At 59.7% G+C, this 16,560-nt stretch carries 14 protein-coding genes; 6 read left to right on the top strand and 8 right to left on the bottom strand.

Features of this window, described 5'->3' with window-relative positions; genetic code table 11:
- The first annotated feature begins 105 nt into the window (after positions 1-105).
- A complete protein-coding gene (gene ftsP, locus OXR04_RS11610) occupies positions 106-1,536 on the top strand; it encodes a cell division protein FtsP (protein WP_267369979.1) in 1,431 nt (476 codons plus the stop codon).
- Between the two features lie 80 nt (positions 1,537-1,616).
- Here the strand turns inward: ftsP and dkgA are convergent, their stop codons facing one another.
- A complete protein-coding gene (gene dkgA / locus OXR04_RS11605; protein ID WP_267369980.1) occupies positions 1,617-2,441 on the bottom strand; it encodes a 2,5-didehydrogluconate reductase DkgA in 825 nt (274 codons plus the stop codon).
- Between the two features lie 203 nt (positions 2,442-2,644).
- Here dkgA and OXR04_RS11600 point away from each other — a divergent pair, with 203 nt between their 5' ends.
- Positions 2,645-3,553 carry an AraC family transcriptional regulator gene (locus OXR04_RS11600; RefSeq protein ID WP_009087257.1) on the top strand — a complete coding sequence of 303 codons (909 nt, stop codon included), beginning with the start codon at positions 2,645-2,647 and terminating at the stop codon, positions 3,551-3,553.
- Positions 3,554-3,585: 32 nt separating this feature from the next.
- Here OXR04_RS11600 and OXR04_RS11595 read toward each other — a convergent pair whose 3' ends face one another.
- Together OXR04_RS11595 and metC are read right to left on the bottom strand one after the other, a co-directional pair.
- On the bottom strand, positions 3,586-4,248 hold the full coding sequence (locus OXR04_RS11595; protein ID WP_009087255.1) for a DedA family protein: 663 nt from the start codon (positions 4,246-4,248) through the stop codon (positions 3,586-3,588).
- A 171-nt stretch (positions 4,249-4,419) separates the two neighbouring features.
- Positions 4,420-5,610 (bottom strand): cystathionine beta-lyase, encoded by a 1,191-nt coding sequence (gene metC, locus OXR04_RS11590; protein WP_167432265.1) that lies wholly within the window; start codon positions 5,608-5,610, stop codon positions 4,420-4,422.
- A gap of 261 nt (positions 5,611-5,871) precedes the next feature.
- On the opposite strand from metC, the gene exbB reads away from it, so the two are divergent.
- The 3 genes from exbB (at position 5,872) to OXR04_RS11575 (ending at position 8,582) form a co-directional block, all read left to right on the top strand.
- Positions 5,872-6,594 (top strand): tol-pal system-associated acyl-CoA thioesterase, encoded by a 723-nt coding sequence (exbB, locus tag OXR04_RS11585; protein WP_009087251.1) that lies wholly within the window; start codon positions 5,872-5,874, stop codon positions 6,592-6,594.
- Positions 6,595-6,600: 6 nt separating this feature from the next.
- Positions 6,601-7,023 (top strand): TonB system transport protein ExbD, encoded by a 423-nt coding sequence (gene exbD, locus OXR04_RS11580; protein WP_009087249.1) that lies wholly within the window; start codon positions 6,601-6,603, stop codon positions 7,021-7,023.
- Between the two features lie 236 nt (positions 7,024-7,259).
- Complete coding sequence (locus tag OXR04_RS11575; RefSeq protein ID WP_046102555.1) at positions 7,260-8,582, top strand: MFS transporter; 1,323 nt, start codon at positions 7,260-7,262, stop codon at positions 8,580-8,582.
- On the opposite strand, the gene OXR04_RS11570 is transcribed toward OXR04_RS11575, so the two are convergent.
- The 5 genes from OXR04_RS11570 to OXR04_RS11550 are packed head-to-tail and all read right to left on the bottom strand — an operon-like array spanning position 8,579 to position 13,848.
- Positions 8,579-9,568, bottom strand: a complete 990-nt coding sequence (locus OXR04_RS11570; RefSeq protein WP_181161955.1) for a spore coat U domain-containing protein — start codon at positions 9,566-9,568, stop codon at positions 8,579-8,581. The two genes, OXR04_RS11575 and OXR04_RS11570, sit on opposite strands and share 4 nt — an antisense overlap.
- The gene (locus OXR04_RS11565; RefSeq protein WP_267369983.1) at positions 9,565-12,012 is read right to left on the bottom strand and encodes a fimbria/pilus outer membrane usher protein; all 2,448 of its coding nucleotides are present in this window, start codon (positions 12,010-12,012) and stop codon (positions 9,565-9,567) included. The genes OXR04_RS11570 and OXR04_RS11565 overlap by 4 nt, the downstream gene beginning before the upstream one ends.
- A gap of 7 nt (positions 12,013-12,019) precedes the next feature.
- The gene (locus OXR04_RS11560; protein WP_267369984.1) at positions 12,020-12,715 is read right to left on the bottom strand and encodes a molecular chaperone; all 696 of its coding nucleotides are present in this window, start codon (positions 12,713-12,715) and stop codon (positions 12,020-12,022) included.
- A gap of 25 nt (positions 12,716-12,740) precedes the next feature.
- Positions 12,741-13,232 carry a spore coat U domain-containing protein gene (locus tag OXR04_RS11555; protein WP_267369985.1) on the bottom strand — a complete coding sequence of 164 codons (492 nt, stop codon included), beginning with the start codon at positions 13,230-13,232 and terminating at the stop codon, positions 12,741-12,743.
- Positions 13,233-13,278: 46 nt separating this feature from the next.
- On the bottom strand, positions 13,279-13,848 hold the full coding sequence (locus OXR04_RS11550) for a spore coat protein U domain-containing protein (protein ID WP_009087237.1): 570 nt from the start codon (positions 13,846-13,848) through the stop codon (positions 13,279-13,281).
- A gap of 544 nt (positions 13,849-14,392) precedes the next feature.
- Here OXR04_RS11550 and OXR04_RS11545 point away from each other — a divergent pair.
- Positions 14,393-16,477, top strand: coding sequence for a bifunctional diguanylate cyclase/phosphodiesterase (locus tag OXR04_RS11545; RefSeq protein WP_267369987.1), 2,085 nt, complete (start codon positions 14,393-14,395; stop codon positions 16,475-16,477).
- Positions 16,478-16,560: the final 83 nt, after the last annotated feature.

The raw sequence follows: 16,560 nt of genomic DNA, 5'->3' as shown, positions 1-16,560 counted from the left end.
CGGCGTGGCAGTGACTGCCCGCCGTCGTGAACGCAGCACAGCAAAAACAGAGCAATAAAAACAGGGTCGGCGCGTTAGCGCCACGCGTAAAGGGTCAGAAGTTTTATGTCTTTCAGCAGACGTCAGTTCATCCAGCTTTCTGCCGGAGTGGCGCTTAGCGCCGGTATCATCCCTCATGCGGCCCGTGCCGCGTCTTCTGCCAGTGGCGACACACCGCTTCCGGTTCCGCCGTTGCTGGAGTCCCGTCGCGGCCAGCCGCTGTTCCTGACGATGCAGCGCAGCCACTGGTCGTTTAATGGCGACAACAACAAAGTACCGGTCTGGGGCATCAATGGCCTCTACATGGGGCCGACCGTCCGGGTTTACAGCGGCGATGACGTTAAGCTGATCTACAGCAACCGGCTGAATGAACCGGTCTCCATGACCGTCAGCGGTCTGCAGCTGCCAGGCGCCCTGATGGGCGGCGCGCCGCGCATGATGTCGGCCGGGGTTGACTGGGCACCGGTTCTGCCGATTCGTCAGGCCGCCTCGACCTGCTGGTATCATGCCAACACGCCAAACCGCATGGCGCCGCATATCTACAATGGACTGGCGGGCATGTGGCTGGTGGAGGATGACGTCAGCAAGCAACTGCCGTTGCCAAAGCACTACGGCGTGGATGACTTCCCGATTATTATTCAGGACAAGCGGCTCGATAACTTTGCTACGCCGGTCTACGACCCGCCGCAGGATGGCGGTTTTCTTGGCGACACGCTGCTGGTGAATGGCGTTCGCAATCCGTACGTCGAGGTGTCACGCGGCTGGGTGCGTCTGCGTCTGCTGAACGCCTCAAATGCGCGACGCTATGAGATGGTGCTCAGCGATAATCGTCCGTTTATGGTTATTGCCAGCGATCAGGGTTTTCTCTCTGCCCCGGTGGCGGTGCAGCGTCTCTCGCTGGCACCCGGTGAACGCCGGGAGGTGCTGATAGACATGTCGCAGGGCGATGAAGTGTCGATTACGGCGGGAACGGCGGCGGGCATCATGGATCGGCTGCGTGGCTTCTTCGAGCCCTCATCGATTCTGACCTCTACCCTGATCCTGACCCTGCGGCCCACCGGTTTACTGCCGCTGGTGACCGATAACCTGCCGATGCGGCTGCTGGCCGATCAGATTCTGGATGGGGCGTCGGTTCGCACCCGCGAATTCCGTATCGGCGACACGATGCCGGGCATCAACGGCGCGCTCTGGGATATGAACCGGATTGATACCACCGCGCAGCAGGGCACCTTTGAGCGCTGGATCCTGCACGCCGACCGGCCACAGGCGCTGCATATTCAGGGCGTCATGTTCCTGATTAAAAGTGTTAATGGCGCACAGCCGATGGGCGAAGATCGTGGCTGGAAAGATACGGTGTGGGTCGATGGCAGTGTGGAACTGATGGTCAGCTTCCCGCAGAGTTCGTCAGACCATTTCCCGTTCGTCTATTACAGCCAGACGCTGGAACTGGCCGATCGTGGCACGGCCGGTCAGCTGGTGGTACAGCCTTCTGCATAACGCACAGGGTCAGGCGGAGAGACCCGCCTGACCCACGCTTTCTGCTCTGCAGCCGCAGAGCGGTCAGTGAGTTACCGGGCTTAGTTAAAGGTTTCCGGGTCCGGCCCCAGACGATTGCCGCTGTCCAGCTTCGCAATATCACTCACTTCATGCTTATCCAGACGGAAGTCGAACACCTTAAAGTTCTCTTCGATACGGGCTGGGGTCACAGATTTCGGGATCACCACCAGGCCACTGTCCAGATGCCAGCGGATGACGATCTGGGCCGGGGTCTTGCCATACTTCTTCGCCAGCGACTTGATGATCTCCTGATCGAACACCCCTTTGCCGCCCTGCGCCAGCGGACTCCAGGATTCGGTCTGAATCTGGTGCATTGCGTTCCAGGCGTGAAGGGTGCGCTGCTGCAGCATCGGGTGCAGCTCAATCTGATTGACCACCGGGGTAACACCGGTTTCATCCATCAGTCGCTTCAGATGCACTTCATGGAAGTTGCAGACGCCGATACTTTTCGTCAGTCCCTGCTGCTGCAGCTCAATCATCTTCTTCCAGGCATCCACATAGTTATCTTTTTCCGGGCAGGGCCAGTGCATCAGGTAGAGATCGACCTGCTCCAGCTGCAGTTTCTGCAGGCTGGTTTCCATCGCCTGCTGAACGTTCTGCTGATCGTCATTCCACAGTTTGGTGGTGACAAAAATCTCTTCACGCGGCACGTCGGTTTCCTGCAGTGCCTGACCAATCGCCTCTTCATTTTTGTAGGCCGCGGCGGTGTCGATTGAGCGATAACCGACTTCCAGCGCTTTCAGCACCGCATGACGTGCATCTTCAATGCTGGCCTGCCACACGCCGAGTCCCAGTTGCGGCATCATATTGCCATCGCGCAGTTTAATAATGGGCTGGTCTGCCATAGTTGCTCCTTTCCGTTGCGGTTAACCCGTGAGATTTCACTGTGCTTAAGTCTAGCCAACAATTTTCAGCCTGCTCAGTGAAGCGCTCCGCCCGCGTTCTGAAGCCCTGCCTGATTCGGTAAAATTCTTGCCTGATTCTCCAGCCCGCTGGTGATTTGCACATCCGTGCGGCACACTGGATTTTTACCCGTAAAGGAGTCGCTATGGCGCACGATGCACTGTGTCACCGGCTGGCACAGCAGGTAGTTAACTTAATGACGCAGGGTCGCGACCGGCTCTGTCAGGTCGAAAATGTGTCGCTGATCTACGCAAATCAGTATCGTCCCCGGACGCCGATGATGTATCAGCCCGGCATTGTCATTTTGTTTCAGGGCAGCAAAACCGGCTACCTTGGCAGCACCGTCTTTCAGTATGACGCCAGCAAATATCTGATGCTCACCGTGCCGCTGCCGGCGGAGTGCGAAACCTGGGCGTCGCCGGAAACCCCGATTGCCGGACTGTGTCTCAATGTGGACACCGCCAGCCTGCAGGATCTGCTGATCGAAATCGGCGATGACGATCAGTTTCAGCCGCAGCCGCTGACCTCCGGTATCCACTCGGCGTGGCTGACGGAGCCGATGCTCTGTGCCGCAGAACGCCTGCTTGATGTGATGACTCAGCCGCGCGAAGCGCGGGTGCTGGGACCACACATTGTGCGGGAGATTATCTATTACGTGCTGACCGGCCCGATTGGCGGCGCGCTGCTCTCACTGGTGAGCCGGCAGACCCAGTTCAGCCAGATCGCGCGTGCGCTGCGCCGGATTGAGAATCACTATGCGGATAACCTCAGTGTCGATGCACTGGCGGCAGAAGTGAACATGAGCGTTTCCGCTTTTCACCATAACTTTAAAGCGGTCACCCAGACGTCGCCTTTGCAGTATCTCAAGCGCTATCGTCTGCATCAGGCGCGGCTGCTGATGTTGCACGATGGGCTGAAAGCGAGCGCGGCGGCGGTGCGGGTTGGCTATGAAAGCCCTTCACAGTTTTCGCGGGAGTTTAAGCGCTACTTTGGCGTAACGCCGGGAGAAGAGGTGAGTCGGGTCAGGCAGACGGTCGCGGATCCGTCCGCCTGAAAGGCGGCAGATCCCGGCACCGCGTGCTGCGATCAGGCCTGTTTCTGCCGACGCTTTTTCCAGATCACCAGAATGCTGCCAAACAGGCCGACCACCAGCAACACCATCGGCAGCACCATCAGGATCGCCATCACCTGATCTTCATGACGCTTGATAAACGGCACCTGGCTGATGCCATAGCCAAAGGCGACCACAATGCCGACCCACAGCACGCCGCTGAGCCAGTTAAAGAGCTGGAAGCGACTGTTCTGCAGGCCCGCAATTCCGGCCATGGTGGGCAGAATGGTGCGGATAAACGCGAGAAAGCGGCCGACCAGCAGCGCCATCAGGCCGTGACGGTTAAACATATTCCAGGCACGCTGATGATACTGCGCGGGCAGATGCATCAGCCAGCTCTTCACCAGACGGGTATTGCCCAGCCAGCGCCCCTGCAGATAACTCAGCCAGCAGCCGAGGCTGGCAGCGGTCGTGAGGATCACCATCGTGGGGACAAAATCCATGACCCCCTTGGCCACCATCGCACCCGCCAGTAACAGCAGGCTGTCGCCCGGCAGGAAGGAGGCAGGTAACAGACCATTTTCCAGAAACAGCGTCAGAAACATCACGCCATATACCACCCATACCACATCCGGATTTGCCAGCGCGGCAAAATCCTGATGCCAGAGCGCCTGGACAATCTCGTGTAAAACACCCATTAGCGATTCCATCACGTCACAAGGAACTATTCGTCTGCATTCCGCGCGCGCAGTGACTGCACTGACACGCTGAACGATACGGGATAAATGTTAACAACAAATCCGTCATAGCCCGGCAAACTCACTTGTCAGCCGCGACCCGGTTTATCTTCTGTTTACTTTTTTCTTTGCTCAGCGCGTCAGACGCGCAAAACCGGCCTCCAGATCGGCGATCAGGTCATCCACATGCTCCAGACCGATGTGCAGCCTCACCAGCGTACCGGTGAAATCCACGCCGCCCGCCGGACGAATCGCGGCCAGTTCTTCAGGCTGATTGGCCAGGATCAGCGATTCATAGCCGCCCCAGGAGTAAGCCATGCTGAAATGATGGAAGTGATCGAGATATTCCGCCAGCTGCGGGGCGCTCAATTTTTCCTGCAGAATGAATGAGAAGAGGCCGCTGCTGCCGTTAAAGTCGCGCTGCCAGAACGTATGGCCTTTGCTCTGCGCCAGCGCAGGATGGTTGACGCGGGCCACCTCTGGCCGTGCTGCCAGCCACTCCGCGACCTGCAGGGCGCTCTCTTCATGCTGACGCAGACGGGTGCCCAGAGTGCGCAGGCCGCGGCTCGCCATATAGGCGGTATCAGCATCGACCATCTGGCCCATCAGATAGGAGTTTTCGCGCAGCTGATCGATGCAGCGCGCATTGGCGACCGCCGTGCCGATCATCGCATCGCTGTGTCCAATCAGATATTTGGTGCCAGCCTGAATCGAGATATCGACGCCGTGCGCCAGCGCATTAAACAGAATACCGGCTGCCCAGGTGTTATCGAGCATGATGATCGCCTCTGGCGCGATGGCGCGCACCGCCGCCACAATCGCCGGAATATCCTGCACTTCCATGGTAATTGAGGCGGGGGACTCCAGAAACACGACGCGGGTGTTGGGCTGGACCAGCGCACCGATTTCGCTGCCGATGCTGTGATCGAACCAGCTGGTCGAGACATTCATCTTCGCCAGAATTCTGGTGCAGAAATCCTGCGTCGGTTCATAGACCGCGCCGCTCATCAGGAGATGATCGCCCGCTTCGACGAAGGCCAGAATCGCATTCGCCACCGCTGCCGCACCGCAGGGGTAGAGCACGCAGCCCGCGCCGCCTTCCAGCTCCGTCATCGCATCCTGCAGCGCGAAGTGCGTCAGGGTGCCACGACGGCCATAAAAGAGTTCACCTTTTGCCCGTCCTGCGGTCGCGCGTTTTTTCTCCGCGACCGTATCAAAAACCAGCGAGGAAGCGCGCTGAATCACGCTGTTCACCGAACCCTGGGTATAACGCTTGCTGCGTCCTGCACTGACGAGCGTGGTATCAATTTTTCTGGTGGTCATGAGTCGCCCTTGCCGCTTCTGACTAAGCTCTCACGTTACCACGAAACGGCCAGCAGGGTTGAGACTCAATGGCGATTATCAGAACAGAGAGCAGGATAAAAAGCGGGTTGAAAGCCGCGCGGGTTACGGCAAAGCGGGCGGTCAGAGTTTGTAAATAGTAATGAGAACTACTATCAATTCGCCATTATTTTGCTATTATTCGCGCTTGTCCCGCATCCCTGTATATGAAGTTGGAGAAGCAGCGTGGTAGCCAGTGATTTGATGCAAACGGATCTCTCCGTTTGGGGCATGTATCAGCATGCCGATATCGTGGTAAAGGTGGTCATGATTGGCCTGTTGTTGGCCTCCGTAGTGACCTGGGCGATATTCTTTGGCAAATATGCCGAACTCAGTGCCGCGAAGCGCCGCCTGAAGCGCGAGCAGCTGGCGCTGGGCGAAGCGCGCAGTCTGAATGACGCCGCCCGCATTGCCCAGTCGTTTACCGATCACAGTCACAGCGTCGTACTGCTGAACGATGCGCAGAATGAACTGACGCTGTCGGCGGGTGTGGAAGATACCAACGGCATTAAAGATCGCACCAGCTTCCGCCTGGAGCGCCGCGTTGCTGCGTTCAGCCGCCACGCCGGACGCGGAAATGGCTTCCTCGCGACCATCGGCTCTGTCGCGCCCTTTATCGGTCTGTTCGGTACCGTCTGGGGCATCATGAACAGCTTTATCGGTATCGCTAAAACCCAGACCACCAATCTGGCGGTGGTGGCACCGGGTATCGCCGAAGCGCTGCTGGCGACCGCGATTGGCCTGGTCGCGGCGATCCCGGCGGTGGTGATCTACAACGTCTTTGCCCGCATGATCGCCAACTACAAAGCCTCGCTGGGTGATGTCGCTGCGCAGGTGATGCTGCTGCAGAGCCGTGACATCGACCTGGGCACCGTGGCCACTGAGGTTCCGCGTCCTGCAGCGGCTCAGAAACTGCGCTTAGGGTAAGTTCTTATGGCAATGCGATTAAACGACGATCTGCAAACCGATGGTGAAATGCATGAGATCAACGTGACGCCGTTTATCGACGTCATGCTGGTGCTGCTGATCATCTTTATGGTGGCCGCGCCACTGGCCACGGTCGACGTGCGCGTCAATCTGCCCGCCTCTACCAGCGCGCCGCAGCCGCGTCCGGAAAAACCGGTTTACCTGTCGATTAAAGCGGATAAGCAGCTTTACGTCGGTAACGACGCGGTGACGCCGGACTCACTGGTGAATGTGCTGACCAGCCAGACTCAGGGCAATAAAGAGACCACCATTTTCTTCCAGGCCGACAAGTCGGTCGATTATGAAACGCTGATGAGCGTGATGGATAAGCTGCGCACGGCGGGCTACCTGAAAATTGGTCTGATGGGTATGGAAACCGTGAAGAAATAGCGGGTTATCCGGCACGATAAAGAGGCGACTGAGACAGTCGCCTTTTTTTATGGCCCTCTGCTGACCAGATGATATCTGGCTGATCCGCCGTGACACCGATCACTTATGCTGGCTGGTCTGTATTGTTAATTTGTTGTTACTTATGTACATAGAATTGTAAAGTGCAATGGTGAGCCAGGTCACATTATTCTCGCGGCAGGCAGGCTAAAACGGCTAAAAAACAACAGGAAGCCGTTATGAGTCACGCCCCGTCTTTACAAAAGCCCCCGAAAAGCGCCGCCCGAACCATCTTCAACGTCACCAGTGGTAACTTCCTGGAGATGTACGATTTCATGGTCTTTGGCTACTACGCCACGGCCATTGCTAAAACCTTCTTCCCCGGCGATGACCCGTTCGCTTCCCTGATGCTGACCCTGATGACCTTTGGCGCAGGCTTTCTGATGCGCCCGCTGGGGGCGATTATTCTGGGCGCGTACATCGACCATCATGGTCGCCGCAAAGGCCTGCTGCTGACGCTGGGCCTGATGGCGATTGGCACCCTGACTATCGCGCTGGTGCCGGGTTACGCCACGCTGGGCGCTGCGGCGCCGATTCTGATCCTGCTGGGACGTCTGCTGCAGGGCTTCTCCGCGGGCGTTGAGCTGGGGGGCGTGTCGGTCTACCTGGCCGAAGTGGCGCCGAAAGGGCGCAAAGGCTTTTTCGTCAGCTGGCAGTCGGGCAGTCAGCAGATTGCGGTGATCTTTGCCGCCCTGCTGGGTCTGATGCTGAACCATCTGCTGGCGAAAGAGGCGGTGACGGAGTGGGGCTGGCGTATCCCGTTTGTGGTGGGCTGTCTGATTGTGCCGTTCCTGTTTTATATCCGCCGCACGCTGGAAGAGACTGAAGCGTTCAGTAAACGCAAGCATCATCCGCGCATGACGGAGATCATGCGCTCGGTCGCCAGCAACTGGGCGCTGGTGCTGGCGGGGATGCTGATGGTGGTCACTACCACGGTGATGTTCTACATGATCACCGCCTTTACCCCGACCTTTGGCAAAACCGTGCTGATGATGAGTGATAAGCAGGCGTTCATGGTGACGCTCTGCGTCGGCGTCTCCAATCTCTTCTGGCTGCCGCTGATGGGGGCGCTGTCGGACCGCATCGGGCGTCGTCCGCTGCTGATCGCCTGTACCCTGCTGATGATTGTCACCACCTGGCCGGTGCTGCACTGGCTGGTCGGTTCAGCCAGCTTCGCCCATCTGCTGGAAGCAGAGCTGTGGCTGTCGTTTCTCTATGCCAGCTACAACGGGGCGATGGTGGTCTATCTGGCAGAGATCATGCCTGCTGAGGTGCGCGCGGCCGGTTTCTCCATGGCGTACAGCCTGGCGACGGCGCTGTTTGGCGGCTTTACCCCTGCCATCTCCAGCTACCTGATCCACGCCACCGGCGACAAGGCGATGCCGGGCGTCTGGCTGACCTTTGCGGCCATCTGCGGGCTGATCGGCACCCTGCTGATTGGCCGGATGGTGAAGCAGTATCAGCTGCGCCACAGCGGTACGCCGGTCAGCGCCTCGCTCTAAAAGGCTAAATCGACCACCACGCTGTCGCTGTAGTTTCCGGCGGGCGGCGTGGCCTGCGTCGTCAGGATGCGCGCGGTGTAGTTAAAGCCGCGCGTCAGCCCATCCGCAGAGACCGCAGTCGAGGTCGTGCTGCTCCAGCGCTCCGTCCCTGAGGCTCCCCAGCGATTGCTGGTCGTGCCTTTGTAGATCTCATAGCTCAGACGATTCGTTCCGCTCGCCATATTCCTCACGCTGCTCACCGGATAGCTGCCGTTACTCAGTCCGACCGTATAGGTGCTGCCCTTGCTGCACAGCACATTGATGGTCTGCGACACCGCAGAGAAGCTGCCGACCAGCGGCGCGCTGCCGAAGCTGATGTTGGGCGAGGTAATGGTGGTGCAGTCATTTGTGAGCGTAGCGGTCACGGTTATCGGGATCACGCCACTGCCGTTCTGTTCGCTTAAGCAGACGTTTCCCACGCTGACACTGGTACAGACACGATACGTCACGGCCATGTTCAGCGTCACCTGGTAGGTGCCGGCGGCCACCACCTGACCGGGAACGGTGCGCAGGTAAACCGGGATAGCGAAGTTGAGGCTGCCCAGTAACCCCGCCAGATTGACCAGCGTCTGTGACCCATAGACGTAGGCCGCGCCGCCAATCGTCAGTTCACTGGCGCAGGCGCTGTCGGTGCAGAGCCGCACCGGCACATTATCGCTGCCGGTGTCACCGCTGCGTTTCAGGGTGCCGCGCGTGCCGCTGACATTCGTCGCGCCGGTCAGCTGAAACGTAATCTGGTTATTACCCAGCAGCGAGAGCGCGCTGCCCGAGCCACAGTTGACGTTGGCGTTGGTGGTGGTGGCGTTCACGGTGGTATTCGCCACAAATGTCGTGAGGGAGCCGAAGCTGGCGGTGGAGGCGGGAAGGGTACAGGCAGCATAACCCAGCGACGGCAGACAGAGCAGCAGGCCCGCAGGGATCAGCCATTTCAGCAGAATTTTTATCATGGTCGCGCTCCGGAAGAGAAAGTATCAGCGGGCGTGGTGGCGCTGCCCGCGGCCGGTGCAGGCAGCGGACAGGTCAGCGGGCCATAGGTTTTCAGCGCCTGCGGCTGACCGTTGGCGATGTGCAGTTCGGTTTCACAGCGTCGGCCGTCGGGCGTGACCACCGCGATCGGATTGCTGACCGTCAGCGCCTCCATCCAGACAATCCCATCCCAGCCCACATACTCCGTGGGACGATCGGGCCGCACGACCTGGCTTGAGACCGGCAGTGGCTGACCCTGCGCATCGACCAGAATCACGCTGGCCGATCGCAGCTTCTCAACCGGGAAGTTGAGCAGATAGCCACTCTGACGCCGGACGGCAACGCGCTGCTCAACCTGCGGCGTGGTCATATCGGCGGGCAGATCCAGGGTGTCGATATCATATTTAGCCGGGTAGTAGCTGCTGATGGTGGGCACCAGCAGATAGCCCTGCTGGTTGGTTCGTCCCATCGACTGATTCTCGTAGCGGACGTTGACGTCCGGGTAGCGGGTTTTCACCAGCACAAAGGCGTCGTTGATGGCGTTGGCGGCAAAGACGCTGTTGTCCATCAGCACCAGCGCGCCGGAGAGATCGGCCCACTGCGTGAGGTTGTCGTCGTCGCCATAAAAGCCTCCCGAGGCGTCAACCTGGTTGTTGCGGTAGCGCAGGCTGCCCTGACGGTAATCGCCGCTGTCACCGCTCTGATTCGCCCAGGAGGCATCCCAGGCGAATCCGCCGTCGCTGGGCATGGCGCGTGAGGCGTAGACGCGCTGGCTGTTGCGGCCGCGCTGGTCGCGTTCGGTGCTGATCGCGGCGCTGCCCTGTTCGCCAAAGGGGATCACCAGTGAGATCGCGCCGGTCCAGCTCTTCTCCTGCTGATCGCGACTGGCGGAGACGTAGAGGCTGCTGTTGCCCCACAGGTTTTTACTCCAGGAGAGATTCCACAGGCGGGTGCGGTCGCCCTGACCGTCGGTAATATCGATAAAGGCGGCGCCGACGCTGCCAAAACGGTTCAGTGAGACGCTGGCGCTGTACTGCGCACTGCGGCGCGACAGCGCGTAGCGGCTATCTGCCTGACTTCCGGCACGGCTGCCGACCAGCGCCAGGTTGCCAAAGTCGCGGCTGCGCCGGGTCTGCTGCGTGCCGAAATTGAACCAGCGGTTGTTGTACTGATAGCCCCAGCTGTATTGCCCGCCGCGCTCGCCATCCAGCTGACTCTGCGCCACCGCGCCGTTTACCACCCCCCAGCTGCCGACGCGCAGCTGGCCGCCCAGCCCGCCCATTGCCAGGTTTTCGCTGCCCTCTGCCTGGCTCTCCAGCGTCAGCCAGTCGGTCATGCCATAACGATACGCGCCGCTGGCGGCGGCCTGTCCGTAATCGAAATTTTTAATGCCGTAGTTCTCGCGGATCGCCCCGGCGGAAAAGGCGTAATCCGACAGTCCCGCTTTCAGCAGGTTACTGGAGACGTAAAAGGGCATGGTCGTGGTGACGCGTCGGCCTGTTGCATCGGTGGTGGTGATCACCGCATCACCCGCGCCGTTGACGAACGGGACATTGGTCAGCGACCAGGGGCCAGGCTGCACGTTCGCCTGGCTGGAGCGATAGCCATTAATAAACAGATCCACGGTGGAGGGGACAGCGGCCTGGCCGGAAAAGGCGGGCAGCGGGTAGGTGACCAGATCGGGCCGGATGCTGAAGTCGCGACCGATGCGGATGCCGCCGAGCCGCACGCTGCTGCCCCAGGCGAGCGAGTCGCTGACCAGATCCCCGACCCGCCAGCTCACCGCCGCATTTTCATCTTCGTTGCTCCACCAGGTGTCGTAGCGGATGTAGCCATCATCCTGATAAGGGGGACTGCCTTCCAGCTGCTGCTGCCAGACGCCGTTGCTGGAGAGATGCCCGGCCTCCCCGAACAGCCGCAGCTCATTCCAGGCGGAGAGGCGGGTGCCGCTGTTGTCGGTGCGGCTGGCGTAAAGATCGTAGTTAAGCAGCGCGCCGCTGCTGGTCCGTCCCGGATAGCGCGGCCCGTTTTTCGCCTCGCCAATCACCTGGCCGGGAAGCCACTCTGGCGGCACGGTCAGCAGCAGCCGCTGCCGCGCAGCATCATAATCCACCCTGACCAGGGGCAGGCTGCTGACATCGACCTGCGGCTGCTGGCCCAGCTTTTCCCGCGGCAGACCGGCACGCTGCAGATCGCCGCTGCGCAGCCAGAAGTGACCGTCGCGCTGCTCTGCCGGTACGATATTGCCCTCTGCCTGCTGATTCACCACCAGCTCCAGCATATATTGCTGGCCGCTGTCGCGGGACTGCAGGCTCGGCGGCGGTGGCAGGGAGGAGTAAGTCTCCGCCAGCACGCTATCCGGCGAGCAGGCGTAGCAGAGGCTGGCAACCGCCAGCGCACAGGGATGAAGCGGGTAGCGTCTCATTCAGCACTTACTTCTGAGCCGCGCTGCGCCACGGGCGCTTGTTAACCTCAGCGCTCAGCTCGCCGCTGACCGGGGAGGTGAGCGGCCAGCGATGCATGCTGTCCGCCAGCACATAGCCATACAATCCTTCCCCCAGCCGGCGACCGCCAATCGTGACATTGCTCAGCCGGGCGTGGCCGCTGCCGCTGTTAGTCAGCTGAAGCCAGCGCTTGCCGCCGTCGCTGACCTGCTGCCAGCGCAGCACCGGCCGGGCGCTGTCGGTGTTCAGCCCGGTGCCATAGACAAATAACGGCACGGAATAGCGCATCTGAAACGTCAGCCCGGCCTGATTCTCACCGGGATTGCGCGGCGCCGGGATCTCATCCAGCACCACCCGATAGGCCAGCTCTTTACCGGCCGCAGGCGGCGTCTGTTTAATCAGCCTGACCAGCTGCTTCTGGCCCGGCTCCATCCGCACCATCGGCGGGCTGGCCACCACCTGCTGCTGAGTCTGATACTGCTCCTGGCCGCTGACCTGCTGCCAGCTGAAGACGCGGATCTGCATCAGCGTGGTGCTGTTACCGCGATTTTCCAGCCAGAGTTCGCTGGCTTTCTCGTCAGGATTAATGGCGGGATCGATGGGCCAGATCATCACCGAGTTAGCGGCGAAGGCCGGAGAGAGCAGGGTGGGGCTCAGCAGCAGCAGAGCGCACAGTGACTTCATGATCATATCCTTGTTTTTTATCGCCTCACCAGCTCAGGGTGACGGTCAGCGTGTCGGTATAAACGCCGGCGCGCGCGGTGCCGGGAAGTTGCAGCTGGCCATAAATCGGCAGCGTAATGTTACCGGCATTGCTGTAGCTCAGCGGCACGGCCTGGTTGACCGGGATCACCGTGGTGCGGCTGGCATTGCTAAAGAGCGTATAGGGAACGGTATTGCTGAAATTGGGCAGCTTCAGGTTGCGGGTGGTGGTGTAGTTATTGCCCTGATTGATGCTCATGCTCAGTGTGGTGCCGGGTGTGCAGGCGAGATTGATGGTCGTGCTCTGCACAAAGCTGGCGTTGACGGTCGCTGTCGCCACGCCAGACTGCGTGCCGAAATTGAGCGTGCCGAAAACGCCGGTATTGGTACCGGATATCACGCAGCCTGCCACGATCGATGCGGAGACCTGAAAGGTGCTGGTGGGCAGCCCCCAGGCGCTGACGCTCCCTGTCAGCAGAGGCAAAGCACGTGCGATCATCAGGCAGGATCGCCAGAGAACCACCCTCATTGACCTGCGGCTGCAGTTAATAATTCACGGCGACGTTAATGGTATCGGTGTAGGTTCCGGCCGGAATCAGCGGGTTAAAGCCGCCGCCGACCACCCGGCCATAGATGGCGTAGTTGGTGCCCAGCGTCGGATCGTTGGTGCCGCTGGCGGCAATCGGCGTATTGTTGGCGATCGCGGTAGTGAAGGAGGCATCGCTGTAGAGGGTATAGGCGATGCCCTGCGCATTGTCCGATCCCAGCAGCAAATAGCGCGGTGACGCAGAGGCGGTGCCATAGATGGTCGCTGGCGCCGCGTTGCTGCTGGTCACCACCACGTTATAGTCCTGACCGGTGGTGCAGCGCACGTAGATGCCGTTACCGGCGGCGCCCACCAGGGTGGCGTTCAGCGTATCAAAGGTGGCGGCGCTGCTACCAAAGTTCAGCGTACCGAAGTTAACGCCTGCCGTGGCGGACTGACCGTTGACCAGGCAACCGGTGGTCAGCGTGAGGGTGGCATTGATGGTCCCGGAGGTGGTTGCCGCCTGGGTTAAGGTCGGAAGTGACAGCGTTAATCCCGCAGCAGCACACAGAAAAAGCTTGAGTTTCATAATATTTCCTTACGGATTATCAGGAGTCAGTGCTTTTTCACCTGGTATTAATTAACGATTCGGCCCAAAAATAAGAAATAAATAAAGCAGTGCCCGCAACGGGGCTGTCTTAAGAAAAATCTTAGACTTAAGGGTGCTGATTTATATCATTTTTACTTACTATAGAACAGTTAACGCGTCTGGCGAAGTGCTCCTGATTATTTTTCACTAATCTAATGGTCACTTCAGCCGATAACCCAGTAATAGCAAGGTGTGTAAGCGTAACGGGAAAGCAGAAATCCCTGTTTTTTTCCTCGCGTACAGGCTTTCCGCTTCGGTAATATGTTGCTGTATCAATCAGACATAATAACGATTTACCGGCTCGCTTAGCGGATGCGGGAACAGGATGCTGCGCATCGTTCTCCAGCGCTGGCGGGCGGGTTTTGCCGGAAATAATTCCTGGCGAAATACCGGCATTAAATAACTTTCACCCCCGCGGGGGTTTTCAGATGACTTATCAGACTTTACACAGCACCCGTTCAGCACGGGTGGTGAGGAGTGGCACATGCTGCATATCACCTGGGATAACGTCCTGATCGGCATTTCGCTGATCGTGGCGTTTGTTGCCTCTTTTACAGCCCTGGATACCGCAGGACGGGTGGCGGTCTCCCAGGGCTGGCCTGCCCGATTCTGGCTGCTGGTCGGCGGCACCGCCATGGGAATTGGCATCTGGGCCATGCACTTTATCGGCATGCTGGCGATGATGATGCCGATGACGATGCGCTATGACGTGCACCTGACGGCAGGCTCGCTGCTGGTGGCGATTCTGGCCGCCATGCTGGCTTTCGGACAGACGGTGGGAGGCGTACATCTCACCCGTTTCCGGCTGCTGCGCGGCAGTCTGATCCTGGGCGCGGGGGTGGTGGTCATGCACTATCTCGGCATGTCTGCGCTGCTGATTGAACCGGGACCTGACTGGAATCCTCTGCTGGTCGCCCTCTCTGTGCTGATCGCCTTTGTGGCCTCTGCGCTGGCGTTGTGGCTGGCGTTTCATCTGCGCCAGGGGGAGCAGCATCTGCTGCTGATGCGCAGTCTGGCTTCCCTGGTGATGGGGATCGCCATCGCCGGTATGCACTACGTGGGCATGGCCGCCGCACGGTTCAGCCCGAGCAGCACCATGCAGCCGCATGGCCTCAGCAATCCGGGGCTGGCGGTATGGGTAACGCTGATTACCCTGCTTATTCTGAGCGTCACGCTGCTGAGTTCCATGCTGGATGCTCAGCTGCGCGCGGCACGGCTGGCGGCGCGGCTCAATCGTGCCAACCAGGAGCTGCGCCAGCTGGCGATGCACGACAACCTGACCGCGCTGCCGAACCGGGTCATGCTGGAGCAGCAGCTCGATCTGGCGATTAAGCAGGCGATGCTGCAGGAGAGCCGCTTTGCCGTGTTCTATATGGATCTGGATGGCTTCAAAGCGGTGAATGACACCTGGGGACATCACGTCGGTGACCGCCTGCTGGTCGCAGTCGCGGAGCGGCTGCGCAGCCAGCTCACGACCACGATGCTGCTGGTGCGTCTGGGCGGCGATGAGTTTGTGCTGATGGCAGAGGCGCTGGATATCACGCCAGCCCGTCAGCTGGCGCAAAAGCTGGTTAAGGTGATCAGCACCCCCTTTGAACTTGACCGCTATGTGCTGCACGTATCACTCAGCGCCGGCATTGCAATCTTTCCGCTGCACGGACGAAACCGGCATGAGCTGCTGTTTAATGCGGATGCGGCGATGTATCACACCAAACACAACGGGCGCAATGGCTGGTGCCTGTTTGAACCGGCGATGAGCGATGCGACTCAGCATCAGCTGGAGCTGGCGAACGATCTGTGGGAGGCGATAGAGCGCCAGCAGATGCGCCTGTTCTATCAGCCCAAATTCAGTTCCGGCGGCACCCTGTTACTGGGATTCGAGGCGCTGCTGCGCTGGCAGCATCCGCTGCGCGGGTTACTGACGCCGGAGCTGTTTCTGCCGCGCGCCGAAAAGACCGGCCAGATCGTCGCGCTTGGCAACTGGGTGATCGAGGAGACCTGCCGCCAGCTGAGAAGCTGGCACAATCAGGGCCACAGTGACTGGACGGTGTCGGTGAACCTCTCCGCCCTGCAGTTTCATCAGCGCGATCTGCTGACCACGCTGACCCGGACGCTGGCGCACTTCCAGCTGCCAGCCAGCGCGCTGATGCTGGAGATCACCGAAACGATAGCCATGCGTGACCCGCTGTTCAGCCAGCAGCGCATCCGCGAACTGCAGCAGGCGGGTATCAGCGTCGCCATTGATAATTTTGGCATCGGCTATGCCAACCTGCTGCATCTCAAAGATCTGGATGCCTGCGAACTCAAAATCGACCGCAGCTTTATCAACTGCCTGCGGCCCGGCAGTGAAGATGCAACGGTGGTCAGCGCCATGCTGACGCTGGCGCAGAGTCTCAACCTGCGGATGGTGGCGGAAGGGGTGGAAACCGAAGAGCAGCAGCATTTACTCACCAGCTTAGGCTTTGATGCCCTGCAGGGGTATCTGCTGGGTAAACCGACCCCGGCGGATCGGGTTGACGCGTTCCGTTTCGCCTCACGGCGACAGCCGGTGGCGTCACTTTCCGGCTGAACGTCACGATAGTTTTCAGCAATCAGAGTAAGTGGAAGCACGCAGCCTGCGCGGCTCATTAACCGCCGGGCGGTGCCGATAAC

The sequence above is a fragment of the Pantoea sp. GM_Pan_3 genome (assembly GCF_026541045.1).
Lineage (GTDB): Bacteria > Pseudomonadota > Gammaproteobacteria > Enterobacterales > Enterobacteriaceae > Pantoea > Pantoea anthophila.
This window is presented reverse-complemented; position numbering and strand designations above follow the sequence as displayed.

Bases quoted from the DNA above. Each gene is read 5' to 3' on its own strand.
- ftsP (WP_267369979.1), top strand. From the start codon at position 106: ATGTCTTTCAGCAGACGTCAGTTCATCCAGCTTTCTGCCGGAGTGGCG.
- dkgA (WP_267369980.1), bottom strand. From the start codon at position 2,441: ATGGCAGACCAGCCCATTATTAAACTGCGCGATGGCAATATGATGCCG.
- OXR04_RS11600 (WP_009087257.1), top strand. From the start codon at position 2,645: ATGGCGCACGATGCACTGTGTCACCGGCTGGCACAGCAGGTAGTTAAC.
- OXR04_RS11595 (WP_009087255.1), bottom strand. From the start codon at position 4,248: ATGGGTGTTTTACACGAGATTGTCCAGGCGCTCTGGCATCAGGATTTT.
- metC (WP_167432265.1), bottom strand. From the start codon at position 5,610: ATGACCACCAGAAAAATTGATACCACGCTCGTCAGTGCAGGACGCAGC.
- exbB (WP_009087251.1), top strand. From the start codon at position 5,872: ATGCAAACGGATCTCTCCGTTTGGGGCATGTATCAGCATGCCGATATC.
- exbD (WP_009087249.1), top strand. From the start codon at position 6,601: ATGGCAATGCGATTAAACGACGATCTGCAAACCGATGGTGAAATGCAT.
- OXR04_RS11575 (WP_046102555.1), top strand. From the start codon at position 7,260: ATGAGTCACGCCCCGTCTTTACAAAAGCCCCCGAAAAGCGCCGCCCGA.
- OXR04_RS11570 (WP_181161955.1), bottom strand. From the start codon at position 9,568: ATGATAAAAATTCTGCTGAAATGGCTGATCCCTGCGGGCCTGCTGCTC.
- OXR04_RS11565 (WP_267369983.1), bottom strand. From the start codon at position 12,012: ATGAGACGCTACCCGCTTCATCCCTGTGCGCTGGCGGTTGCCAGCCTC.
- OXR04_RS11560 (WP_267369984.1), bottom strand. From the start codon at position 12,715: ATGAAGTCACTGTGCGCTCTGCTGCTGCTGAGCCCCACCCTGCTCTCT.
- OXR04_RS11555 (WP_267369985.1), bottom strand. From the start codon at position 13,232: ATGATCGCACGTGCTTTGCCTCTGCTGACAGGGAGCGTCAGCGCCTGG.
- OXR04_RS11550 (WP_009087237.1), bottom strand. From the start codon at position 13,848: ATGAAACTCAAGCTTTTTCTGTGTGCTGCTGCGGGATTAACGCTGTCA.
- OXR04_RS11545 (WP_267369987.1), top strand. From the start codon at position 14,393: ATGCTGCATATCACCTGGGATAACGTCCTGATCGGCATTTCGCTGATC.